Origin of the sequence: Streptomyces sp. NPDC088261, from assembly GCF_044740805.1 — a bacterium.
Taxonomy (GTDB): domain Bacteria; phylum Actinomycetota; class Actinomycetes; order Streptomycetales; family Streptomycetaceae; genus Streptomyces.
The window spans coordinates 290,645-312,969 of record NZ_JBIURL010000002.1; the positions used below are offsets into that span (position 1 = coordinate 290,645).

The window sequence follows — 22,325 nt, forward strand, 5'->3', positions numbered from 1 at the left end:
TTGTCGTCAAGATGACGATATGAAGGGGGGTGGGTGTGCGGTCAGGCGATGGACGCCGAGATGATCGCGGCCACCGCGAGGTTGCAGGACGCGGTCACCCACACCGCCGGATGCGGCTCCGCCTCGACCAGCGTGGCGCCCAGCTTCCCCGGGGTGACCAGATCCACCACCAGGAAGGCCACGGCCATCATCACCAGCCCGAGCACGCCGAACGCGGCGGTCGACGCGAGTCCCTTGCCGAAGTCGTCGTAGGTCGTCCAGATCGAGGTGAACACGATGCCGCCGATGCCCAGCAGTGCCGAGCTGAGGAGGACCGCCGCGTTGCGGTTGCGCTCCTCCCATATCTGCTTCCCGAGCTTGCCCGGGGTCAGCAGGTCCACCAGGACGATGCCGAGGATCAGCAGGACGACACCGAGCGTCCCGTAGACGCCGGCCCGGCCAAGTCCGTTGAGAATGTCGCTCATTGAGAAGCTCGTCTCCGCCGCAGAAGTGGATCGTGGTAAAAGCGACGCAAAATGTATCGCACGGCCGTACGGGGTTTCCGTGCGCGGCGGCCCAAACCGGCGGCGCGGCGGGCGGGTTGCGTAGGCTGGAACGGTCACGTGAGTGTGGCTCTCCCCTCCGCGGAGCACTCCACCGACCACCCCACCGAGCCTCAGGGAGTCCGTCACCATGGCCGACATCGAGATCCGCGACCACCGCGCGCAGGGCCGTCTGGAGGCGTACGAGGACGGCCGGGCCGTCGGTGTCGTCGCCTACTTCACGCTCGACGCCACCCCCGCCGCGCTGGTCGCGGTGCACACGGTGGTGGAGCAGGGCCACGAGGGCAAGGGCATCGCGGGCACGCTCGTACGGGAGTTCTACGCGATGGCGGCGCGCGAGGGCGTGCCCGTCGTCCCCCTCTGCCCGTACGCGGCCTCCTGGGCCGAGCGGCACCCCGACGAGGCGCCCCCGGCGCCGGCGGACGCCGTGGCGGCCGCCGAGGAGCAGCTGAAGGCGAGCACGAAGGTCTGGTGACCCGGGGCGGGTCGATCGGCCGTGCCCCCGGGGTCCCGCCACCGACGCGACGCCTCCGCCGGCCGGGCCTAGCATCGTGATCATGCTCGCGCTGCTGCACACCTCGCCCGCCCACGTCCCGGTCTTCGACGCCCTGCGCGACTCCGGCCACCCGGGCCTCGTCCTGCGGCACGTGGTGGCCGGGGAACTGCTCGACCGGGCCAGGACCGAAGGGCCCGAGGCCGTGTCGGACGCGGTGGAGGCGGCGCTGGAGGACGTGGTCGCGGAGGGCGCGGCCGCCGTGCTCTGCACCTGCTCGACGCTCGGGGAGGTCGCGGAGAAGGCGGGCCGCGTCCTCGGCGTACCGGTGCTCCGGGTCGACCGGCCGATGGCCGCCGAGGCGGCCGGGGCGGGCCGGGTGGTGGTGGTCGCCACCGTGGAGAGCACGCTGGAACCGACGCTCACGCTGATCCGCGAGGAGGCGGCGGGCCGGCCCGTCGACCTGCGGACGGTGCTGGTCGACGGCGCCTGGGAGCGGTTCGAGGCGGGGGACCTCGACGGCTATCTGGACGCGGTGGCGGCCGTCGTGGACGGCGTCACCGCGGCGGACGTGATCGTCCTGGCCCAGGCCTCGATGGCCGGCGCGGCGGACCGCGCCACGACCACCGTCCCGGTGCTCTCCAGCCCCCGGGCCGGCCTGAACGCCGCCGCCGTGGCCGCCGCCGCGCTCTCCTGACGCGCACCCGGCGAATCCCGACGCGTGGACCCGGCGCGCGTGGGCACGCGCACCGGGAGACATTGGGAACGTACGACCACGCACCACAGGAGGTCAGTCATGACCAGCCCGTATCCGGATCCCGTACCGCCGTCGCCCGTCCCCACGCCAGGACCGCCGGCGCCGGGACCGGGACCGCTGCCGGGCCCGGGCCCCACGCCCGTTCCCTCGCCGCCCCCGGCCCCCTCGCCCCCGCCGCGCCCCTCGCCGCCCCCGGAGCCCGATCCGGTGCCGAGCCCGCCGGGCCCGGACCCCGTACCGGAACCGGAGCCCGCGCCGGGGCCCCTGCGCGACACCCTCTGACACCCGGCTTCCACGCCCGCCGGCCGGCCGCGACGACGCGGCCGGCCGGCGGCGTCGTACGCCGCGACGGGTCAGCCGCTGGTGACCTCCGAGCGGTCGCCGCCCCAGAGGGTGTGGAACGACCCCTCCCGGTCCGTACGCCGGTAGGTGTGCGCCCCGAAGAAGTCACGCTGGCCCTGCGTCAGCGCGGCGGGCAGCCGCTCCGCGCGCAGCGCGTCGTAGTACGAGAGCGCCGCCGAGAAGCCCGGGGTCGGGACCCCCTGCACCGCCGCCGTGGCCACCACGGCCCGCCAGTCGTCCTGCGCCGTGCCGATCTCCTCGGCGAACTGCTTGTCCGACAGCAGGCTCGGCAGGTCGCGCCGCGCGTCGAACGCCGCCCGGATCCGGTCCAGGAACGCCGCGCGGATGATGCATCCCGCCCGCCAGATCGAGGCGACGGAACCGAGGTCGATGTCCCAGTCGTACTCGTCGCTGCCCGCCCGGATCTGGTGGAAGCCCTGCGTGTACGACACGATCTTCGACGCGTACAGCGCCTGCTCCACCTGGTCGGCGAAGCGCGCCGCCTCCGTGTCGTCCAGCGGGCGCACGGTCGGCCCCGGCAGCCCGCGCGACGCCTCGCGCAGCGCCGCGTGGCCGGAGACGGCGCGCGCGAAGACCGCCTCGGCGATCCCGGAGACCGGCACACCCAGGTCGAGCGCGATCTGGACCGTCCAGCGGCCGGTGCCCTTCTGCTCGGCCTGGTCCACCACGATGTCCACGAACGGCTTGCCGGTCGCCTCATCCGTATGGGCCAGTACCTCGGCGGTGATCTCGATCAGGTACGAGTCGAGCCGGCCGGTGTTCCACGTACGGAACGTCTCGGCGATCTGCGCCGGGGAGTAGCCCGCGACGGACCGCAGCAGGTGGTACGCCTCCGCGATGAGCTGCATGTCGGCGTACTCGATGCCGTTGTGCACCATCTTCACGAAGTGGCCCGCGCCGTCCGGGCCGATGTGCGCGACCGTACGCGCCCCGTCCGGCGCCTTCGCCGCGATCCTCTCCAGCAGCGGGCCGAGCGATTCGTACGACTTGGCGGAGCCGCCCGGCATGATGCTCGGGCCGTGCAGCGCGCCCTCCTCGCCGCCCGAGACCCCCACCCCGACGAAGTGGATGCCGCGCTCGCGCAGCTCCTTCTCGCGGCGGCGGGTGTCGGCGAAGTGGGCGTTGCCGCCGTCGATGATGACGTCGCCCTCCTCCAGCAGAGGGGCGAACTCCTGGATCACGGCGTCCGTCGGGTCCCCGGCCTTCACCATGATCATCAGACGGCGGGGGCGCTCCAGGGCCGCGACGAACTCCTCCGCGCTCTCCGCGGGCACGAAGGTGCCCTCGTCGCCGAACTCCTCGACCAGGGCCCGGGTCTTGGCGGCCGTGCGGTTGTGCACCGCGACCGTGAGACCGTTGCGCGCGAAGTTGCGGGCCAGGTTGCGGCCCATCACCGCGAGCCCCGTGACGCCGATCTGGGCGGTACCACTCATGGAAGCGCTCCTGAAAGTTGTGAGTCTGTTACGCCGAGCGTGAGCCTGTGCCGAGCGTGAGCCTGTTACGTCGATCCTCAAGGTGCCCGGAGTCATCCGCATTCCGGGCTTGTCGCATCGTGTCGTGTTCCCGCCGTACGCGCGACGTGATCGCCGGATCGTGTCCGAACGGGCAGCTCCCGATGTGAGCGGCTTCTCGTGTAACCGGTCCGGTTGTGGGGAAAGGGGATTCCGGTTCGGGCTCCGTTCGGGCACGGGACGGTACCGAACCGGGCGGTGATCCGCGCGACAACAGCCGTTGTCGCCGGTCTGACCTGCGCCGACGCTCCGGGCCAAGCGGGCATGAACGGGCACAGTCGCCTCAGTGAAGAACCTGGTCGCGGCGGGGCCATTGCTTGTACAAACGACGCATGAGCCCGAACGGGTGCTGAGCCCGAGCCGCAGCGGAGCAGGGAAGTGTGTGTCGTGGACACCGACGAACGCCGACGAGAAATCCTGGAGATCGCCCGCCGTGCCGGGGCGGTCGACGTCACCGCGCTCGCCTCGAAACTCTCGGTGGCCAAGGAGACCGTCCGGCGCGACCTGCACGCGCTGGAGGAACACGGCCTGGTACGGCGGACCCACGGCGGGGCCTACCCGGTGGAGTCCGCCGGCTTCGAGACGACCCTCGCGGTACGGACGACCCGTCTCGTCCCGCAGAAGTCCCGGATCGCGGCCGCGGCAGCCGATCTGCTCGGCGACGCGGAGACCGTCTTCGTCGACGAGGGCTTCACCCCGCAGCTCGTCGCCGAGGCGCTGCCGCGCGACCGCTCCCTGACCGTCGTCACCGCCTCCCTCGCGGTGGCGACCGCGCTCGCCGACGCCGAGAAGATCGCGGTCCTGCTCCTCGGCGGCCGGGTCAGAGGCTCCACCATGGCCACGGTGGACCACTGGACCACGCGCATGCTCTCCGAGTTCGTCATCGACCTGGCGTACGTCGGAGCGAACGGGATCTCCCGCGAGTACGGCCTCACCACCCCGGATCCGGCCGTCAGCGAGGTCAAGGCGCAAGCCATGCGCAGCTCCAGGCGCCGGGTCTTCGCCGGGATCCACACGAAGTTCGGCGCGGTGAGCTTCTGCCGGTTCGCCGAGGTCGCCGACTTTGAATCCATCGTCACGGACGCGGGCCTGCCCTCGGCGGAGGCCCAGCGGTACTCCCTCCTCGGACCGCAGGTCATCCGCGTCTGACACCCACCGGCCCCCTCCGTTCCGTACCCGCCGCGCCGCGTCGGCCCGGCCGGGACGCGGGTCCGCACACCCCGAACCCCCTCACCCCGACCCCCCTCACAACGAAGTGATCAGGAGACAACTCATGCCCGTCCAGACAAGACGACGTGGAATCAGCGTCCGTGTGGGAGCAGGCGCCGCCCTGGCGGCCCTGCTCGCGGGGTGCAGCGGAGCCGGCGGCGGCGGCTCCGCCGGAGGGAGCGACTCGATCAACGTCCTGATGGTGAACAACCCGCAGATGGTCGAGTTGCAGAAGCTCACCGCGGATAACTTCACCAAGGACACCGGGATCAAGGTCAACTTCACCGTCCTGCCCGAGAACGACGTCCGCGACAAGATCAGCCAGGACTTCTCCGAGCAGGCCGGCCAGTACGACGTCGCCACCATCAGCAACTTCGAGGTCCCGTTCTTCGCCAAGAACGGCTGGCTGCACCCGCTGGACGACTACGTCAAGAAGGACAAGGCGTTCGACCAGCCCGACATCCTCAAGCCCCTCCAGGACTCGCTGACCGCAGCCGACGGCAAGCTCTACGGCGAACCGTTCTACGGCGAGTCGTCGTTCCTGATGTACCGCAAGGACATCTTCGCCGAGAAGAACCTGACCATGCCGCCCAAGCCCACCTGGCAGCAGGTCGCCGACCTCGCCGCGAAGGCGGACGGCGCGAAGAGCGGCATGAAGGGCATCTGCCTGCGCGGGCTGCCCGGCTGGGGCGAGGTCATCGCCCCGCTGACCACGGTCGTCAACACCATGGGCGGCACCTGGTTCACCAAGGACTGGGAGGCGCGGCTCACGTCGCCCGAGTTCACCAAGGCCACCCAGTTCTACGTCGACCTCGTCCGCGAGCACGGCGAGGCGGGCGCGGCGCAGTCCGGCTACTCCGAATGCCTCAACAACATGACGCAGGGCAAGTCGGCCATGTGGTACGACGCCACCGCCGGCGCCGGGTCGCTGGAGGCCGCCGACTCCCCGGTCAAGGGCAAGATCGGTTACGTACCCGCACCGGTCGACAAGACCGAGAGCTCCGGCTGGCTCTACACCTGGGCCTGGGGCATGCAGAAGGCGTCCACCAAGGACGAGAGCGCCTGGAAGTTCATCTCCTGGGCGTCCAGCAAGGAGTACGAGAACCTCGTCGGCGAAAAGATCGGCTGGCCCAACGTGCCCGCCGGCAAGCGCGCCTCGACGTACGCCAACCCGGACTACCTCAAGGACGCGGCGGCCTTCGCCGACGTGACCCAGCAGGCCATCACCTCGGCCAACCCGACCAACCCGGGCACCCAGCCCCGGCCCACGGTCGGCATCCAGTTCGTCGACATCCCGGAGTTCACCGACCTCGGCACGAAGGTCTCGCAGGAGATCAGCGCGGCCATCGCGGGCAAGCAGTCCGTCGCGGACGCCCTCAAGACCTCGCAGGCGCTCGCCGAGAAGGTCGGCAAGGAGCAGCGGTGAGTGCCTCCGTCAGCACCCCCAAGGCCTCCCCGGCCGGCGCGTCGCGGCCCCCGGCGCCGCGGCGCGCCGGCCGGGGGCCCTCGGTCAGGGCCCGCGCCTGGGCCACCAGGGCGCCCCTGCTGCCCGCGCTGATCTTCCTCATCGCGGTCACCCAACTGCCCTTCGTGGCGACGCTGTTCATCTCGCTCTTCGACTGGAACTCACTCGCCCCGGACGAGCGCGCGTTCTCCGGGCTGTCCAACTACAAGACGGTCGTCACGGACGCGTCCCTGCGCGACTCGATCCTCACCACCATCCTGCTCACGGCGACCGTCGTGATCGTCAGCGTGGTGCTCGGGCTGCTGCTGGCGCTCCTGATCAACCGGAAGTTCCTGGGGCGCGGATTCGTCCGTACCCTCCTGATCACCCCGTTCCTGCTGGTGCCCGTCTCGGCGGCGCTGATGTGGAAACACCTGCTCTACAACCCCGAGTACGGCCTGCTGAACGGGGGGTGGGCCTGGTTCACCGGGCTGTTCGGCGACTCCACGCCCGCCCAGCCCGACTGGATCACCGACATGCCGCTGCTGGCCGTCGAGGCGTCCCTCGTCTGGCAGTGGACGCCGTTCATGATGCTCATCCTGCTCGCCGGGCTCCAGAGCCAGCCGCTGGACATGATGGAGGCCGCGCGCCTCGACGGCGCCGGCACCTGGCAGATGTTCCGCTTCCTGACGGTGCCCCACCTGCGCCGCTACCTCGAACTGGGCACCCTGCTCGGCGCCATCTACGTCGTGCAGAACTTCGACGCGGTGTTCACCATCACCGCGGGCGGACTGGGCACCGCGAACCTGCCGTACACCATCTACCAGACCTTCTACCAGGCTCACGAGTACGGACTGGCCTCCGCGGCCGGAGTGGTCGTCGTGATCGGCACCATCGTGATCGCGACCTTCGCCCTCCGCGTGGTCTCGTCCCTCTTCAGTGAGGAGGCGAGCCGCGCATGACCACCACCACCGCCCCCGTGAAGGCGGCCCCGGCCACCACTGCCTACGCGCCCGCCACCCGCAGGGCCAGGCGGCGCTCCGCGGGCCTCGGCCTGCTCGCCTGGGTCGTGGGGCTCGGCTTCTGCCTGCCGGCGCTCTGGATGCTGCTCACGTCCTTCCACTCGGAGACGGACGCGGCGACCAACCCGCCCTCGTTCACGGCGCCCCTCACCCTCGACAGCTACAAGGTGTTCTTCGGCTCGGACGGCGGCGCGAGCCCCTGGCCGCCGCTGATCAACTCCCTGACCGCGTCGCTGTTCTCGACCCTGTTCGTGCTGCTGCTGGCCCTGCCGGCGGCGTACGCGCTGTCCATCAAGCCCGTCCGCAAGTGGACGGACGTGATGTTCTTCTTCCTCTCCACCAAGATGCTGCCGGTGGTCGCGGGACTGCTGCCGATCTACCTCTTCGCGAAGAACATCGGCATGCTGGACAACATCTGGCTGCTCGTCATCCTCTACACCTCGATGAACCTGCCGATCGCGGTGTGGATGATGCAGTCCTTCCTCGCGGACGTCCCGGTCTCCATCATCGAGGCCGCGCAGATGGACGGCGCCAGGCTGCCGACCGTCCTCGCCCGCGTCGTCGCCCCGGTCGCCGCGCCCGGCATCGCCGCCACCGCGCTGATCTGCTTCATCTTCAGCTGGAACGAGCTCCTGTTCGCCCGGGTGCTCACCGGTGTCACCGCGCAGACGGCGCCCGTCTTCCTGACGGGGTTCGTCACCAGCCAGGGCCTCTTCCTGGCCCAGCTGTGCGCCGCCGCCGTCGTCGTGTCACTGCCGGTGCTCGCCGCCGGTTTCGCCGCCCAGGACAAACTGGTCCAGGGCCTCTCTCTTGGAGCAGTCAAATGAGGGCCGCGATCATCGAAGCCCCCGGCAAGGTCTCCGTCACGACGGTGCCCGACCCCACCCCCGGCCCCCGGGACGTGGTCGTCGCCGTCGCGTCCTGCGGGCTCTGCGGCACCGATCTGCACATCCTCCAGGGCGAGTTCGCCCCCACCCTGCCGATCGTCCCCGGCCACGAGTTCGCCGGCGAGATCGTGGAAATCGGCTCCGACGTCACCGAACTCGCCGTGGGCGACAAGGTCGCCGTCGACCCCTCGCTCTACTGCCACGAGTGCCACTACTGCCGGATCGGGCGCGGCAACCTGTGCGAGCGGTGGAACGCGATCGGCGTCAGCAAGCCCGGCGGGGCCGCCCAGTTCGCCGTCGCGCCCGTCGCCAACTGCGTCCGGCTGCCCGACCACATCGACGTCAAGGACGCCGCGCTGATCGAGCCGCTGTCCTGCGCGGTGCGCGGCTACGACGTCCTGCGCTCGACGCTCGGCGCCGAGGTCCTGATCTACGGCTCCGGCACCATGGGCCTGATGATGCTGGAGCTCGCCAAGCGCACCGGCGCCGCCTCCGTCGACATCCTGGACATCAACCCGGAGCGGCTCGCGACCGCCTCCACCCTCGGCGTCTCGCGCGCCGCCGCCACCGCGGAGGAGCTGGACACCCCGCGCGGCTGGGACGTCGTCATCGACGCCACCGGCAACGCCGGCGCCATCCAGGACGGCCTCGGACGGGTCGCCAAGGGCGGTACGTTCCTCCAGTTCGGGGTCGCCGACTACGCGACGACCGCGGTCATCGAGCCGTACCGCATCTACAACCAGGAGATCACGATCACCGGCTCGATGGCGGTGCTCCACAGCTACGAGCGGGCCGCCGCGCTCTTCGCCACCGGGGTGCTCGACCCGGCGGTGTTCATCAGCGACCGGATGCCGCTGGAGTCCTACCCCGAGGCGCTGGACCGGTTCAAGGCCGGCCAGGGACGCAAGATCGTGGTCGAGCCGTGACCGGTGGGCCCGGCGCCGTGCTGGTGATGGGGGAGGCGCTGATCGACCTCGTACCGTCCCCGGACGACCGGCTGGTCCAGCACGCCCAGCCCGGCGGCGCGCCCGCGAACGTCGCCGCGGGGCTGGCCGCGCTCTCCACCCCCAGCTGGTTCGCCGGCACCCTCGGCGGCGACGGCTTCGGGCGGGCGATCGAGGAGCGGCTGGTCTCGGCCGGCACCGAACTCGGCCTGTGCGGGCGGTCGGAGCTGCCCACCGCCCTCGCGGTCGCCGACCCGGGGCCCGACGGCACGGGCTACCACTTCCACCTCCAGGACACCGCGACCTTCCGCATTGCCGAACGCGCGGCGGAGGCGGGGGAGTTCGGGGCGGTGTACGTGGGCGGGCTCGCCGCGGTCGTCTCCCCGGCGGCCGAGGCGGTGGCGGCGACGGCCCGCGCGGCGGCGGAGCGCTCGGTGCTGGTGGTCGACCCCAACGTGCGGGAGGACCGGACGCTGGACGCGGAGTCGGGCGGGCGGCGGCTGCGGGAGCTGTGCGGCCTGGCGGGGATCGTCAAGGCCAGCGACGAGGACGTGCTCCGGCTCTGGCCGGGGGCCGACCCCGGCGAGACGTGCCGGCGGCTGGCGCGGGAGGGGGAGGGGCGGCTGGTGGTGCTGACGCGCGGTTCGCGCGGCGCGACGGCCTATACGCGGGCGGGGGAGCCGGTGACGGTGCCGGCGGTGCCGGTCGAGGTGGTCAACACGATCGGCGCGGGGGACGCGTTCATGGCGGCGGTGCTGAACTGGCTCTCGCGGGAGGGGGCGTTCGCGCGGGCGGGGGAGCTTTCGCCGGCCGGCGTGGCGGAGATGCTCGGGTTCGCGTCCCGGGTCGCCGCGTCGGTGGTCGCGCAGGAGGGGACGCAGCCGGTGCCGGTCCCGGTGTCCTGAGGGGGCACGGCCTGCGGCCGTGGTGTGTCCTCAATCGCCGGACGGGCTTGATGCGTCCGGCCGGAGGGGCTGAACCCAAACGCCGGACGGGCTGAAATTCAGCCCGTCCGGTGATTGAGGACAAAAGCGTCAGGCGGCCGCGTCGCGCTTCGAAGCCGCCTCGCGGATGATCTCCGCGTAGCGGTACCCGCTGGACTTGATCGTGCGGGTCTGCGTCTCGTAGTCCACGTGGACCAGGCCGAACCGCTTGTCGTAGCCGTACGCCCACTCGAAGTTGTCCATCAGCGACCACGCGAAGTACCCCGCGAGCGGGGCGCCCTTCTCCACCGCGCGGGCACACGCCGCGAGGTGGTCCTCCAGGTACCGGGTCCGCTCGGGGTCGTCGACCGTACCGTCCGCGCGTACGACGTCGGGGAAGGCCGAGCCGTTCTCCGTCACGAAGATCCGCCGGACGCCGTACTCGTCGGTGAGGCGGAGCAGCAGCTGTTCCAGGCCCTCCGCGTGCACCTCCCACCCCATGTGGGTGTGGAGCGCGTTCGGACCCTCGACCTGCTTCGCGAAGGGCGCGATGCCGGCCGGGTCGTCCTGCACGATCTGGCGGAAGTAGTAGTTCACTCCCATCCAGTCCAGCGGCGCCGCGATGGTCTCCAGGTCACCCGGCCGGATCGGCAGTTCCACCCCGTACAGGTCGACCATGTCCTGCGGATAGCCGCGCCCGAGGATCGGGTCCAGCCACCAGCGGTTGGTGTGCCCGTCGGCGCGCACGGCGGCGGCGCGGTCCGCGTCGCTGTCCGAGGCCGCCTCGACCGGGCTGAGGTTGTTGACGATCCCGATCCGCGCGTCCGGCGAGACCGCGCGGATCGCCTGGACCGCGAGCCCGTGGCCGAGGTGCAGGTGGTACGAGGTGCGTACCGCCGCTTCGAGGTCGGTGACGCCGGGCGCCATCTTGCCTTCGAGGTGGCCGATCCACGACGAGCACAGCGGCTCGTTGAGGGTCGCCCAGTCCTTGACGCGGTCGCCGAGGCGCTCGGCGACGACGGAGGCGTACCGGGCGAAGTGCTCGGCGGTCTCGCGGACCGGCCAGCCGCCCCGGTCCTGGAGCGCCTGCGGCAGGTCCCAGTGGTAGAGCGTGGCGAACGGCGTGACGCCGGCCTCCAGCAGCCCGTCCACCAGCCGGTCGTAGAAGTCGAGGCCCGCCTTGTTGACGGGGCCGTCGCCGCCGGGGACGACCCGGGGCCAGGCCAGCGAGAAGCGGTACGCGTCCACGCCGAGCCGCTTCATCAGCCCGATGTCCTCGGGCACCCGGTGGTAGTGGTCGCAGGCCACGTCACCGTTGTCGTTGTTGTCGATCGTGCCGGGGAGGTGCGAGAACGTGTCCCAGATCGACGGGGCACGGCCGTCCTCGGCCACCGCCCCCTCGATCTGGTACGCGGCGGTGGCGACGCCCCAGGTGAAATCGGGAGGGAGGGCGTTGAGGTCGTTCACGAACAGCCTTTCGGGGTGGTTCACTTCACGGCGCCCGCGGTGAGGCCGGCGACGAGGTAGCGCTGGAGGAGAAGGAACCCGACGACGACCGGCACGCTCACGACCAGCGAGGCGGCCATGATCTGGTTCCAGTACACGTCGTTCTGCGTGGCGTAGCCCTGGAGACCGACCGCGAGGGTACGGGTCTGGTCGTCGGTCATGACGGAGGCGAAGAGGACCTCGCCCCAGGCCGTCATGAACGCGTACACGGCGACGGCCACGATGCCGGGCACGGCGGCCGGCACCACGACCTGGAACAGCGCGCGGATCGGTCCGCAGCCGTCCACCATGGCGGCCTCGTCCAGCTCGCGCGGGATGGAGTCGAAGTACCCGATCAGCATCCAGATGGAGAACGGCAGCGAGAACGTCAGGTAGGTGAGGATCAGCCCGGCGCGCGAGCCGTACAGCTCGATGCCGGTGCTGTTCCCGATGTTCACGAAGATGAGGAACAGCGGGAGCAGGAAGAGGATCCCCGGGAACATCTGGGTGGAGAGCACCGTGATGGTGAAGGTCCGCTTGCCGCGGAACCTGTACCGGCTCACCGCGTACGCCGCGAAGACCGCGATCACCACGGAGAGCACCGTCGCCGCGCCCGCCACGATCAGCGAGTTCACGAAGTACTTGGCGAGCGGGACCGTCTTCCAGATGTCGAAGTACGGGCGGATCGTCAGGTTCGTCGGGATCCACTGGAACTTCCCCGACACGTCCTGGAGCGGCTTGAGCGAGCTGCTGACCATCACGTAGACGGGCAGCAGCGCGAAGACCGCCAGCACCGTCAGGACGACGCGGCGCGTCCACAGGAACGACTGCGGCGGCGCCATGGGAGAGCGGGGGCTAGACATCGGTGCCCTTCCTTCCCCGTGAGGTGATGAGCAGGTAGACCGCCGTGACCAGCAGCAGGAAGAGCAGCAGCAGGACGGACATCGCGGAGCCGGAACCGAAGTTCCAGGTGACGAAGGACGACTGGTAGATGTGGATCGAGATCAGGTCCGCCGCTTCCGGCGCCGACTTGCCGAACAGCACGTACGGCGTGTTGAAGTCGTTGAACGTCCACAGGAAGAGCACCAGCACCAGCACCTGGTTGACCGGGCGCAGCGACGGCAGCGTGATCTTGCGGATCTGCTGCCAGATGCCGGCCCCGTCGATGGAGGCGGCCTCGTACAGGTCACGCGGGATGTTCTGGAGGGCGGCCATCAGCATCAGGAACGCGAAGGGCCAGGACTTCCAGAGCGAGACGATCACCAGCGCGATGAAACTGTTGTTGCCGATGAGCCAGAAGGACGGCTTGTCGGTGAGGCCGAGCTGGTCGTGCAGGACGTGATTGATCACGCCGTTGTCGTGCTGGAACATGAACGCCCACGTGATGACCGCCGCGTACACGGGCAGGGCGTACGGGACCAGGAAGATCGTCCGCAGGACGCTCCTGCCGCGGAAGTTCTCCTGGAGCATGATCGCCGCCGCCACCCCGAGCAGCCACGAGAGCCCGACGGAGAGCACGGTGAAGGCGCAGGTGACGAGGAACGAGTGGAGCAGCGCCTGACCGATCGGGGCATCGAAGTCGATGGCGATCTTGTAGTTGTCGAAACCGGCGGAGGGCGAATTGCCCCAGTTCCGGATGAAGAACTGGGTGAGCTGCCTGAAGCTCACCCAGATCCCGATCACCATCGGGATGATGTGGACGAGCAGTTCGAGCACGACGGCGGGCAGCAGCAGGAGGTAGGGCAGACCGCCCTGACGGATCCGGTCGGGGATGCGCGGGAAACGTCGTCCGCGCGCACCCCCGTTGTCCGTCTTCTCCACGTCGCCCGTTTTGCGCCCACTGCTGGGTGTCACGGTGGCGGTCATGGAGAGAGCCTCACGGAGTCATCTGCTGCTGGGCCTTGGTCAGTGCTGCCTTGACGGATTCGGTGGTCACCGGCTTCCCCGCCGCGGCGTCGGCCCACAGGCCCTTGACGGCCGTACCGACGGTCGTCTCGAACTGGGACTCGTTCGCGACCTGGGGGAGCGGGGCGGCGCTGGTGCCCAGCGTGTCCCTCAGGACCTTCACGTCCGAGGAGCCGAACGCCGGGTCCTGCTGCGCGGCCTTGACGGGCGGGACCGAGCCGTAGGTCTTGTTCAGCAGCGTCTGCTCGGCGTCGCTCGTCATGAACTTCACGAACTTCTTCGCGCCGTCGATGTTCTTGGTGTTGTTGAACACCGCGATGTTGATGCCGGCGACCATGGAGTTGGTCTGTTCGCCCGTGCCGGGGACGCCGGACTGGACGGGCACCGGGGCGACGCCCCAGTCCTCGGGCTTCATGCCCTGGGAGGCGAAGGTCGACGCGGCGGCCTGCCAGAGGACCATGGCCGTCTTGCCCTTGGCGAAGTCCTGGAGGGACTGGTTCTGGGCGTACTCCGCGTTGCCCGGAGCGATGATCTTGTCCTTGGCCATGAAGTCGACGTACTGCTTCACGGCGGCGACCGCGCCGTCCGACGTGAAGGTCGGCTTGCCGTCCTTGTCGAAGAAGTCGGCGCCGTGCTGCTTGCCGAGGGCGAAGACCTGGTGGATGTTGTTGGAGAGGTTACCGCCCTCCGCGCCCAGCGCCCACTTGCCGTCCTTGGAGATCTTCTTGCCGTCGGCGACCAGCTCGTCCCAGGTGGCCGGGGGCTTCTCGATGCCCGCGTCCTTGAACATCGCCTTGTTGTAGTAAAGGGCGTACGCCAGCGAGTACAGCGGCACGGCGGAGGGGTCCTTGCCCTCCGCGCCGGCCGAGGCCACCGCCGAGTCGACGAACCGGTCCCTGCCGCCGATCGCGTCGAAGTTCTTCGTGTTCCACGGGAGAAGGGCGCCGGTCGCCTGGAGCGAGGCCGACCAGGTGTTGCCTATGTTCAGCACGTCGGGGCCCTTGCCCGACGACGTGGCGGCGAGGATCCGGTTGAGCAGATCCGACCACGGCACGACCTCGAGCTTGACCTTGATCCCGGTCTGCTTCTCGAACTTCGCGAGCTCCGGGGTCAGGATCTTCTTGTCCGCCTCGATGCTGGGACCCTGGTTGGACGCCCAGTACGTGAGGGTCTTCGGTGATTCGTTGCTTCCACCTTCTGACGATCCCCCGCCGCAACCGGTGACGGCTGCCGCGAGAGCGCTGACGATGGTTACTGCTGCTGCGGCTCTGGCCTTGCGCATGTGAGGTGGCCCCTTTCCGGGGATGGCAGCGTTCGAGAGTCGAACGGCCTCCATGACTTAATTTATGACGTGATTTAAGAGGTGAGAGAAGGTCGCGTCAAGGGCTGGGGCCGGGGTATGTTGCCTGCCGGGAAGGAGCAACATGGCTGAGCGCGGCAGACGGACAGTGCGTGACCTGCGCCGGGGCAATCGTGCCAGGGTTGTACAACGGTTGTATTTCGACGGTCCGCTGAGCCGCCAGGAACTCGGATCCGCCACAGGACTCAGTTCGGGCTCCATCAGCAACGTTGTCGCGGAACTGGCCTCGGAGGGCCTCCTCGAAGAGGCCGGTGTCGTCGACTCCGACGGCGGCCGTCCGCGTACCCTGCTCCGCGTCGCCGCCGACGGCGGACTGCTGATCGGCATCGACATCGGCGAGACCCGGGTCAGGGTCGAGCTCTTCGACCTGTCGCTCACCGAACTCGCCAGGACCGAACGGCTCCTCGCCCAGCACGGGTACGACGTCGAACGCATCGTCTCCCACGTACGCTCCGGGGTCGCCGACGTCCTGCGCGACGCGGGCGCCGACCCCGCCCGGCTCCTCGGCATCGGCATCGGCGTCCCCGGCATCATCGAACGGGGCGGCCAGGACGGCGCGGTGGTGCACGGCCAGACCATCGGCTGGAGCGCCGTCCCCTTCGAGAAGCTGCTCCGGGAGGGCTTCGAAATCCCGCCCGAGGTGCCGCTGTTCATCGACAACGGCGCCAAGACCCTGGGCCAGGCCGAGATGTGGTTCGGCGGGGGCAGGGGCGCCGGCACGGCGGCGATCGCCCTCATCGGCTCCGGGGTCGGCGCGAGTGTCATCCACGGCAGCAGTCTGGTCGAGGAGAGCCGCCGCAGCAGCGCGCTGGAGTGGGGGCACACCACCGTCCAGATGCGCGGGCGAAGATGCCGCTGCGGCTCCATCGGCTGCCTGGAGGCGTACGCGGGCGCCGAGGCGATGCGCGAGCGGTGGTACGAGGCGGGCGGGCCGCTGCCCGACGACGCCGACGACGAGACGGCGCTGGCCGCGCTGCTCGAAGCGGCGTTCCCCGGGCCCGACGGGCCGCCGCCCGATCCGCTGGCCGTCTCGCTCCTGGACCACACGGCGGAGTGCCTCGGGGCGGCCGTCGCGGATCTCATCAACCTCTTCCTGCCGGAGCGGATCCTGCTGGGCGGCTGGGCCGGGCTGCTCATCGGGCCGCACCTGCTGCCCGCGATCCGGCGGCACGCGGAGGCGTACTCCCTCAAGCATCCGTCGGCGCGGACCACGATCGAACTGGGCGAACTGGGGCCGGACGCGGTGACGGTGGGGGCGGCGACGTTGCCGCTCGCGGCGTTTCTGGCGCGGGGCGGGAGCCGTCCCCGGGTGCCGGCGCCCGGGGCTCCCGGCGACGCGGGCGGCCTCGCGGCCCCGCACCGCTGGCGCCGCACGCCGACCCCGGACGCCTCGGCCTGAACGCCCACGTCGTCCTCAATCGCCGGACGGGCTTGAAGGGGCCGGGGCCGGCTTGATTCCGTCGGCCTTCGTGCCGGGACGTACGGGCGTGACATTCAAGCCCGTCCGGCGATTGAGGACACCCACAGCCCGTCCGGCGCTTGAGGACAACACCAGCCCGTCCGGCGCTTGAGGACATCCACCGCCCGGCGGACCGCTACGCGGAATCCCGTACCACCAGGGTCGGTTCGTAGATCACCGACGTGACCGGGAGGGTGGGCCGGGCCAGGCGCTCCAGCAGCAGGTCCACCATCGCCGCCGCCATCTCCTCCACCGGCTGCCGCACCGTCGTCAGCGGTGGACGGCACGCCGCGGCCACCCCGTTGTCGTCGAAGCCGATCACCGCCACATCCTCCGGCACCCGCCGCCCGTGCTCGCGCAGCACATGGCACGCGCCCACCGCCATCAGGTCGTTCGCCGCGAACACCCCGTCCAGGTCCGGGTGCTCCGCCAGCAGCCGCGCCATCGCCACCTCGCCGCTCTCCTGGCTGAACCGCCCCTCGACCGCCGGCACGTCAGGACGCCCCCGCCGCGCCAGCGTCTCGCGGAAGCCCGTCAGCCGGTCCTGCCCCACCGGGGCCTCCAGCGGCCCGGTGATCGTCACGATCCGCCGGCACCCCCGCTCCAGCAGCCGCTCCGCGGCCAGCCGCGCGCCGTCGCGCTGCGCCAGGTCCACGTAGCTGATCCGTACCGGCCGGGTCGGCCTGCCGTACAGCACCGCGGACAGCCCCGCCTCGGTGAGCAGGGACGGCAGCGGGTCCTCGGCGTGGGCGGACACGACCAGCGCGCCGTCCGTGTTCCCCTGCCGGATGTACGAGACCACCTCGTCGCGCGCCCGGGCGGTCCCCGCGAACATCAGCATCGGGTACATCCCGCGCGGCCGCAGGTGGTTGACGACCCCCGTCACCACCCGGCCGAAGAACGGGTCGGCCGAGACCCGCGCCGTGAAGGAGACACTTCCGCCGTCCGTCTCCTCCTCGTCACCGTCCGCGCCCCCGTCGTCCCGCCCGGCGGAGGCCGGCCCCGCTTCCTCCATCGCGTCGTCCGCCGCCGCCCCCGAGACGACCAGGGCGATGGCGTCCGCGCGCCGGGTGACCAGCGAACGGGCCGCGCGGTTGGGCGTGTAGCCCGTCGCGGCGACGGCCTGCCGTACCGCTTCCTGTATCGCGGGATCGACATTGCGCACCCCGTTGACCACCCGGGAGACCGTGGCGCGGGAGACCCCGGCCGCGCGTGCCACGTCCTCCAGGGTGGGCGCGGGGGCCGCTCGCACGTCTTCCGTCATGGCCCCATTTGTAGCACCAGAGGGAGAGCGCTCTCGTAGGGGGCGTATACGGTGGAAAGAGGGCGAGCGGAGCGTGAGCTCTTGTCACCGTCCGTGCGACTCCCTTAAGTTGGCGGCTTGCGACGTGTCCTACCTGTCAACGGGGGAGCAAGCCATGGCCGCTAACGGTCGGCACCGCAGGTACCAGCCCAGCCGCATCAACCGCGTTTCGCTGAGCGTGACGGCGGGTGGCGCGGGCATGGCGCTGCCGCTCATCGCCGCCGGGGCGGGGCACGCGGCGTCCGTGGACGTCTGGGAGAAGGTCGCGGCCTGCGAGTCGAGCGGGAACTGGCAGATCAACACGGGCAACAGCTATTACGGCGGGCTCCAGTTCACCCAGTCCACCTGGGAGGCGTACGACGGCCGGAGCTTCGCCCCGCGCGCCGACCTGGCCACCAAGGACCAGCAGATAGCCGTCGCCGAGAAGGTCCTCAAGGGGCAGGGGCCGCGCGCCTGGCCGGCCTGCTCGGTAAAGGCGGGGCTGACCCGGGGCGGAGACGCCCCGGACATCGCGCCCGGAGGGACGACCCGCGCCGCGCCCGTGGAGGCGAAGACCCGGGCGACGACCCAGCCCCCGACGCAGCCGAAGGCCAAAGCGACTTCGCCGACGTCTGTGCCCACCCACCGCGAGGGGTACACCGTCGCCCGGGGCGACTCGCTCTCCGAGATAGCCGTGGACGAGTCCGTCAAGGGCGGCTGGCAGCGTCTGTACGAGGACAACCGCCGCCTCATCGGCAGCGACCCCGACCTGATCTTCCCGGGCCAGAAGCTCGTCCTCCAGGCCCCGGCCAGGAGCGCCGCCCCCGCCACGAAGCCCGAGGCCGAGCCCGCCAAGCAGCCGGCCCGGGCCGCGAAGCCCAGGACGGTCGAGCGCCCGAAGACCGCCGAGAAGCCCAGGACCGCCGAGAAGCCGAAGACGGCCGAGCGGACGGCCAAGCCGAAGCCGGCCGAGAAGCGCAGGACCGAGGCGCCCACCCGTACCAGCACGCAGACCACCGGCGGAGCCACCGCCCCGGTGTCCGCGTCGACCGGCACGCCCTACCACCGGGCCGGTGCCTGGGCGAGCGGCTACCACACGGGCGTCGACTTCCCCGTCCCCACCGGCACGTCGGTGAAGGCTGTCGCCGCCGGGCACGTCGTCTCGGCCGGCTGGGCGGGGGCGTACGGCTACGAGGTCGTCATCCGGCACGCGGACGGCAAGTACAGCCAGTACGCGCACCTGTCCGCGCTGACGGTCCGGTCCGGCCAGCAGGTGAGCGGCGGCCAGCGGATCGCCCGGTCAGGATCCACCGGCAACAGCACGGGACCGCACCTGCACTTCGAGGTGCGTACGGGGCCGGGCTACGGCACCGACATCGACCCCCTCGCCTGGCTGCGGGCGCGCGGCGTCCGCATCTGACACCCGCCTCCCCTCCGGGCGCTTCCCGTCCGGCCCCGTCCCGCCGGGCCGTGTGCCGTCCGCACGCGGCCCGTTCGGCCGGGTGCCGTCGGGGCGGGCGCCCTCCTGCCGCGCGCCGCCGGAGGCTATGTCCTCCGGCTGTACGTCCTCCGGGCGCGCCCCGCCCGACGGGCCGCCGCGACGGGGCCCGGGTCCCCCCGGCGAGGACGGCGGCGCCGCGGGCTCGTCGCGCGGCTCCCGTGACGACCCCAGCCGCTCCGTGGTGAGCAGGATCAGCCCGCCCGCCGCGACCACCCCGGAGCCCAGCGCCAGCACCGTGCCCGGCACGCCGTACCGGAAGGTCTCGCCGAACAGCGTGATGCCCACCGCGGCGGCCACCACCGGGTTGACGACCGTGACCGTCGCCAGCGGGGCCGCCAGGCCCGCGCCCCGGTACGACGCCTGGGAGAGCATCAGGCCCGTGGCCGCCAGCACCCCGATCACCAGCAGGCTCGGCACCTGCACGGTCGTGGAGTCCGAGGTCCAGTCCACCGCGACCGTCTTCGTGAAGACCGACGCGATGCCGAACGCCACACCGCCCGCGCCGGCGAGCAGCATGCTCCGTACGATCGGCCGCCGCACCAGCTGCGCGACCAGGAAGAGCAGCCCGACCGCGCCGAACGTCGCCGCTCCGAGGATCAGCCGCTCCGTCGCGCCGAGGGAGTGCGAGTCGGTGCCGCCGGTCAGGGCCAGCAGCCCCGCCAGCCCCACCGCCGCCATGATCGCGCCGCGCCACGCGGTGTGCCCGGCCCTGCGCCCCACGAACAGCGCGGCCATCGGCAGCGCGAAGACGATCGTCAGCGCGCCGAGCGGCTGCACCAGGCTCAGCGGCCCGTACGCCAGCGCCACGACGTGCAGCAGCGCCCCCACCCCGTTCAGCGCCACGGCCGCCCACCACACCCCGTGGTGCAGCGGGGCGTAGGGGCGGTCGGGGGTGTCCGCGGCGACGCGCTCCTGAAGGATCGCCCCGGCCGCGTAGGCGACCGCGGAGACCAGCGACAGCAGCACGGACAGCGCAAGTGCACTCATGGCTCCACGATCTCTCGTCCGGGCGGATTCGGCGTCGTCCTGAAGTGGTCAATCCCTCGTACTACGGTCGTAGTACGGAGTGGTCCGGGAACTCCACCCGGAGAGGGTCGTACAGGTCAACGCCGGCGAGACCGCCGTGGGCCGGGTCCGCCCACCGGGGCGGGACCGGTCGCGTTCCGTGAAGGATCGGCCAAAAGGTCACCAGGAGTGATCGAAGTGAGGACGGAAGAGAGGTACGGATGGGCCGGACGGATCTGGCGGAAGTCGCTTCCGTGGGAGGCTTCTTCGTGCTGCGCACCGAGCCGCCGCCCGGCGCGCACGGCGCACTGGCCCGCGTGTACGAGGGCGGCATCGCGCCCCTGACGGCCCGCGTCGACACGGTGGCGGCCCGGCTGCGCGCCCCCGAGCGCAGGGTCGCGGCGTCCGTCGCCCAGCTCGGCCTCGCCGCCCGCCTCTGGTCCGTCGCGCTCGGTTGCGCCGTTCTGGGGGACGCGGTGCCCGATCTCGACCCCGAGCGGCTGCACTGGGACCCGGCCCTCACCACCCCCGACGACCTCTGGCTGGCCGGCGACCGTACGTTTCCGGCCACCGCCGCCACCGTCCGCGAGGTGGTGCAGTACGGCCATCTCGTCCCGCTCGCCGAGGCCCTGCGCCGCGACAGCCGCGTCTCCCCCCGGCTGCTGTGGGGCAACGCCGCCTCCGCGCTCGCCGGGGCCGCCCGCGAGCTGGGCGCCTGGGGGCACCGCAACGGCAGGCCCGAGGTGGCGGCCCGGGCGCGCGCCCTGGCCACCGAGCTTTTCGATCACCGGGACCTGCGTGCCACGGGCGATTACGGGGCAGGGTCCTTCCGGCGGCGGAGCTGCTGTCTCCACTACCGGTGTCCGGGCGGCGGGCTGTGCGGGGACTGCGTCTTCGACCGGCCTCCGCAACGCTCTTCCGCCGGGGCCGATTCCGGGTGACCATGACTGGCGTCGGCACCTGACACCGCGTGTGGCAGGCTGACCGGCAGTCTTTCGACCTAGGACAGGGGTACGGCGTGAGGGTGGGGCTGCTGACGCGGGAGTATCCGCCGGACGTCTACGGCGGGGCCGGTGTCCATGTGGAGTTCCTGGCCCGGGAGCTGCGGACGCTGACCGATCTCGACGTGCACTGCTGGGGCGAGAGCGCCGACCCCGCGGCCGACGCCCGCGACCGGGTGTTCCGCCACCGCGCCGCCGCCGGGCTCGACAGCGCCAACGACGCGCTGCGCACCTTCTCCGTGGACCTGGCGATGGCCGCCGCGCTCGAAGGCCGCGAGCTGGTCCACTCCCACACCTGGTACGCGAACCTCGCCGGCCACGTCGCCAAACTCCTCCACGGCATCCCGCACGTGATGACCGCCCACTCGCTGGAGCCCCTGCGCCCGTGGAAGGCCGAGCAGCTCGGCGGCGGGTACGCGCTCTCCAGCTGGGCCGAGCGGACGGCCGTCGAGGCCGCCGACGGGGTGATCGCCGTCTCCCACGGCATGCGCGCCGACATCCTCGCCGCCTACCCCGCGCTCGACCCGGACCGGGTGCACGTCGTCCACAACGGCATCGACACCCGCCTGTACCAGCCGGATCCGGCCACCGACGTACTGGAGCGGATCGGCCTCGACCCCGAGCGCCCGTTCGTCCTCTTCGTCGGCCGCATCACCCGCCAGAAGGGCGTCCCGCACCTGCTGCGCGCCGCCCGCGCCCTCGACCCCGACGCCCAGCTCGTGCTGTGCGCGGGCGCCCCGGACACCCCCGAGATCGAGCGCGAGTTCCGGGAGCTGGTCGAGGAGTTGCAGCGCACCCGCGACGGCGTGCACTGGATCCCCGAGATGCTGCCGCGCCCCGAGGTGGTCCAACTGCTGACGCACGCCGCGGTGTTCGTCTGCCCGTCGGTGTACGAGCCGCTCGGCATCGTCAACCTGGAGGCGATGGCCTGCGGGACGGCGGTCGTCGCCTCCGCGGTCGGCGGCATCCCGGAGGTCGTGGACGACGGGCGTACGGGCCTGCTCGTGCCGTACGACGAGCGCCACCCGGCCGCCTTCGAGTCGGCCCTCACCGAAACGCTCAACCGGGTTCTGGACGATCCGGAGTCGGCGGCCGCGATGGGGGTAGCGGGACGGGAGCGCGCCGTACGCGAATTCGGCTGGGACCAGGTGGCCCTGCGTACGCGCGAGGTGTACCGGAAACTGCTGAAGTCCGATCAGGGCTTCTGAGAGTACGGACGAGTAGGGAGCGGC

General features: G+C 71.3%; 20 protein-coding genes. 12 read left to right on the forward strand and 8 right to left on the reverse strand.

The features are described from left to right. Positions 1 to 41 precede the first annotated feature (41 nt). Positions 42 to 464 (reverse strand): DUF350 domain-containing protein, encoded by a 423-nt coding sequence (locus tag ACIODU_RS05275; RefSeq protein WP_401764117.1) that lies wholly within the window; start codon positions 462 to 464, stop codon positions 42 to 44. 208 nt (positions 465 to 672) lie between these two features. On the opposite strand from ACIODU_RS05275, the gene ACIODU_RS05280 reads away from it, so the two are divergent. Together ACIODU_RS05280 and ACIODU_RS05285 are read left to right on the forward strand one after the other, a co-directional pair. Then, positions 673 to 1,017: a GNAT family N-acetyltransferase gene (locus ACIODU_RS05280; protein ID WP_401764120.1), complete on the forward strand. Its 345-nt coding sequence runs from the start codon at positions 673 to 675 to the stop codon at positions 1,015 to 1,017. Positions 1,018 to 1,099: 82 nt separating this feature from the next. Then, the gene (locus ACIODU_RS05285) at positions 1,100 to 1,732 is read left to right on the forward strand and encodes an aspartate/glutamate racemase family protein (RefSeq protein ID WP_356419023.1); all 633 of its coding nucleotides are present in this window, start codon (positions 1,100 to 1,102) and stop codon (positions 1,730 to 1,732) included. Positions 1,733 to 2,145: 413 nt separating this feature from the next. On the opposite strand, the gene gndA is transcribed toward ACIODU_RS05285, so the two are convergent. After that, positions 2,146 to 3,588 (reverse strand): NADP-dependent phosphogluconate dehydrogenase, encoded by a 1,443-nt coding sequence (gene gndA, locus ACIODU_RS05290; RefSeq protein ID WP_401764124.1) that lies wholly within the window; start codon positions 3,586 to 3,588, stop codon positions 2,146 to 2,148. Between the two features lie 465 nt (positions 3,589 to 4,053). Between gndA and ACIODU_RS05295 the strand changes: the two genes are divergently transcribed. From ACIODU_RS05295 to ACIODU_RS05320, 6 genes are all read left to right on the forward strand, one after another. After that, on the forward strand, positions 4,054 to 4,815 hold the full coding sequence (locus ACIODU_RS05295; protein WP_356419017.1) for a DeoR/GlpR family DNA-binding transcription regulator: 762 nt from the start codon (positions 4,054 to 4,056) through the stop codon (positions 4,813 to 4,815). Positions 4,816 to 4,939: 124 nt separating this feature from the next. Then, positions 4,940 to 6,301, forward strand: coding sequence for an ABC transporter substrate-binding protein (locus ACIODU_RS05300; RefSeq protein WP_401764127.1), 1,362 nt, complete (start codon positions 4,940 to 4,942; stop codon positions 6,299 to 6,301). After that, the gene (locus tag ACIODU_RS05305) at positions 6,298 to 7,281 is read left to right on the forward strand and encodes a sugar ABC transporter permease (RefSeq protein ID WP_356419011.1); all 984 of its coding nucleotides are present in this window, start codon (positions 6,298 to 6,300) and stop codon (positions 7,279 to 7,281) included. Before ACIODU_RS05300 ends, ACIODU_RS05305 begins: the two co-directional genes overlap by 4 nt. Beyond that, positions 7,278 to 8,168: a carbohydrate ABC transporter permease gene (locus tag ACIODU_RS05310; protein ID WP_356419009.1), complete on the forward strand. Its 891-nt coding sequence runs from the start codon at positions 7,278 to 7,280 to the stop codon at positions 8,166 to 8,168. The genes ACIODU_RS05305 and ACIODU_RS05310 overlap by 4 nt, the downstream gene beginning before the upstream one ends. Continuing rightward, positions 8,165 to 9,154, forward strand: a complete 990-nt coding sequence (locus tag ACIODU_RS05315) for a zinc-dependent alcohol dehydrogenase family protein (RefSeq protein ID WP_401764131.1) — start codon at positions 8,165 to 8,167, stop codon at positions 9,152 to 9,154. The genes ACIODU_RS05310 and ACIODU_RS05315 overlap by 4 nt, the downstream gene beginning before the upstream one ends. Then, on the forward strand, positions 9,151 to 10,077 hold the full coding sequence (locus ACIODU_RS05320; protein ID WP_401764134.1) for a PfkB family carbohydrate kinase: 927 nt from the start codon (positions 9,151 to 9,153) through the stop codon (positions 10,075 to 10,077). The genes ACIODU_RS05315 and ACIODU_RS05320 overlap by 4 nt, the downstream gene beginning before the upstream one ends. Positions 10,078 to 10,206: 129 nt before the next feature. Here ACIODU_RS05320 and ACIODU_RS05325 read toward each other — a convergent pair whose 3' ends face one another. The 4 genes from ACIODU_RS05325 to ACIODU_RS05340 are packed head-to-tail and all read right to left on the reverse strand — an operon-like array spanning position 10,207 to position 14,767. Beyond that, positions 10,207 to 11,562 carry a GH1 family beta-glucosidase gene (locus ACIODU_RS05325; RefSeq protein ID WP_401764920.1) on the reverse strand — a complete coding sequence of 452 codons (1,356 nt, stop codon included), beginning with the start codon at positions 11,560 to 11,562 and terminating at the stop codon, positions 10,207 to 10,209. A 20-nt stretch (positions 11,563 to 11,582) separates the two neighbouring features. Then, positions 11,583 to 12,443: a carbohydrate ABC transporter permease gene (locus ACIODU_RS05330; protein WP_401764137.1), complete on the reverse strand. Its 861-nt coding sequence runs from the start codon at positions 12,441 to 12,443 to the stop codon at positions 11,583 to 11,585. After that, entirely contained in the window at positions 12,436 to 13,446 is a 1,011-nt protein-coding gene (locus tag ACIODU_RS05335; protein ID WP_401764140.1) for a carbohydrate ABC transporter permease, read from the reverse strand. Before ACIODU_RS05335 ends, ACIODU_RS05330 begins: the two co-directional genes overlap by 8 nt. A 10-nt stretch (positions 13,447 to 13,456) precedes the next feature. Next, complete coding sequence (locus ACIODU_RS05340; protein ID WP_356418997.1) at positions 13,457 to 14,767, reverse strand: sugar ABC transporter substrate-binding protein; 1,311 nt, start codon at positions 14,765 to 14,767, stop codon at positions 13,457 to 13,459. Between the two features lie 142 nt (positions 14,768 to 14,909). Between ACIODU_RS05340 and ACIODU_RS05345 the strand changes: the two genes are divergently transcribed. Beyond that, positions 14,910 to 16,244 carry an ROK family transcriptional regulator gene (locus ACIODU_RS05345; protein WP_356418994.1) on the forward strand — a complete coding sequence of 445 codons (1,335 nt, stop codon included), beginning with the start codon at positions 14,910 to 14,912 and terminating at the stop codon, positions 16,242 to 16,244. A gap of 196 nt (positions 16,245 to 16,440) precedes the next feature. Here ACIODU_RS05345 and ACIODU_RS05350 read toward each other — a convergent pair whose 3' ends face one another. Continuing rightward, positions 16,441 to 17,568, reverse strand: a complete 1,128-nt coding sequence (locus ACIODU_RS05350) for a LacI family DNA-binding transcriptional regulator (RefSeq protein ID WP_401764148.1) — start codon at positions 17,566 to 17,568, stop codon at positions 16,441 to 16,443. A gap of 154 nt (positions 17,569 to 17,722) precedes the next feature. Between ACIODU_RS05350 and ACIODU_RS05355 the strand changes: the two genes are divergently transcribed. Then, the gene (locus ACIODU_RS05355) at positions 17,723 to 19,006 is read left to right on the forward strand and encodes a transglycosylase family protein (RefSeq protein WP_401764151.1); all 1,284 of its coding nucleotides are present in this window, start codon (positions 17,723 to 17,725) and stop codon (positions 19,004 to 19,006) included. Here the strand turns inward: ACIODU_RS05355 and ACIODU_RS05360 are convergent. Further along, on the reverse strand, positions 18,887 to 20,074 hold the full coding sequence (locus ACIODU_RS05360) for a DMT family transporter (protein ID WP_356418986.1): 1,188 nt from the start codon (positions 20,072 to 20,074) through the stop codon (positions 18,887 to 18,889). The genes ACIODU_RS05355 and ACIODU_RS05360 overlap by 120 nt on opposite strands. A gap of 239 nt (positions 20,075 to 20,313) precedes the next feature. Between ACIODU_RS05360 and ACIODU_RS05365 the strand changes: the two genes are divergently transcribed. Next, entirely contained in the window at positions 20,314 to 21,033 is a 720-nt protein-coding gene (locus tag ACIODU_RS05365; RefSeq protein WP_356418983.1) for a (2Fe-2S)-binding protein, read from the forward strand. Positions 21,034 to 21,110: 77 nt separating this feature from the next. Then, positions 21,111 to 22,301 carry a glycogen synthase gene (gene glgA, locus ACIODU_RS05370; RefSeq protein WP_356418980.1) on the forward strand — a complete coding sequence of 397 codons (1,191 nt, stop codon included), beginning with the start codon at positions 21,111 to 21,113 and terminating at the stop codon, positions 22,299 to 22,301. Positions 22,302 to 22,325: the final 24 nt, after the last annotated feature.

What these genes read in the sequence shown, in the direction of transcription:
- ACIODU_RS05275 (WP_401764117.1), bottom strand. Translation starts at nt 464, where the DNA reads ATGAGCGACATTCTCAACGGACTTGGCCGGGCCGGCGTCTACGGGACG.
- ACIODU_RS05280 (WP_401764120.1), top strand. Translation starts at nt 673, where the DNA reads ATGGCCGACATCGAGATCCGCGACCACCGCGCGCAGGGCCGTCTGGAG.
- ACIODU_RS05285 (WP_356419023.1), top strand. Translation starts at nt 1,100, where the DNA reads ATGCTCGCGCTGCTGCACACCTCGCCCGCCCACGTCCCGGTCTTCGAC.
- gndA (WP_401764124.1), bottom strand. Translation starts at nt 3,588, where the DNA reads ATGAGTGGTACCGCCCAGATCGGCGTCACGGGGCTCGCGGTGATGGGC.
- ACIODU_RS05300 (WP_401764127.1), top strand. Translation starts at nt 4,940, where the DNA reads ATGCCCGTCCAGACAAGACGACGTGGAATCAGCGTCCGTGTGGGAGCA.
- ACIODU_RS05310 (WP_356419009.1), top strand. Translation starts at nt 7,278, where the DNA reads ATGACCACCACCACCGCCCCCGTGAAGGCGGCCCCGGCCACCACTGCC.
- ACIODU_RS05315 (WP_401764131.1), top strand. Translation starts at nt 8,165, where the DNA reads ATGAGGGCCGCGATCATCGAAGCCCCCGGCAAGGTCTCCGTCACGACG.
- ACIODU_RS05330 (WP_401764137.1), bottom strand. Translation starts at nt 12,443, where the DNA reads ATGTCTAGCCCCCGCTCTCCCATGGCGCCGCCGCAGTCGTTCCTGTGG.
- ACIODU_RS05335 (WP_401764140.1), bottom strand. Translation starts at nt 13,446, where the DNA reads ATGACCGCCACCGTGACACCCAGCAGTGGGCGCAAAACGGGCGACGTG.
- ACIODU_RS05340 (WP_356418997.1), bottom strand. Translation starts at nt 14,767, where the DNA reads ATGCGCAAGGCCAGAGCCGCAGCAGCAGTAACCATCGTCAGCGCTCTC.
- ACIODU_RS05345 (WP_356418994.1), top strand. Translation starts at nt 14,910, where the DNA reads ATGGCTGAGCGCGGCAGACGGACAGTGCGTGACCTGCGCCGGGGCAAT.
- ACIODU_RS05350 (WP_401764148.1), bottom strand. Translation starts at nt 17,568, where the DNA reads ATGACGGAAGACGTGCGAGCGGCCCCCGCGCCCACCCTGGAGGACGTG.
- ACIODU_RS05355 (WP_401764151.1), top strand. Translation starts at nt 17,723, where the DNA reads ATGGCCGCTAACGGTCGGCACCGCAGGTACCAGCCCAGCCGCATCAAC.
- ACIODU_RS05360 (WP_356418986.1), bottom strand. Translation starts at nt 20,074, where the DNA reads ATGAGTGCACTTGCGCTGTCCGTGCTGCTGTCGCTGGTCTCCGCGGTC.
- ACIODU_RS05365 (WP_356418983.1), top strand. Translation starts at nt 20,314, where the DNA reads ATGGGCCGGACGGATCTGGCGGAAGTCGCTTCCGTGGGAGGCTTCTTC.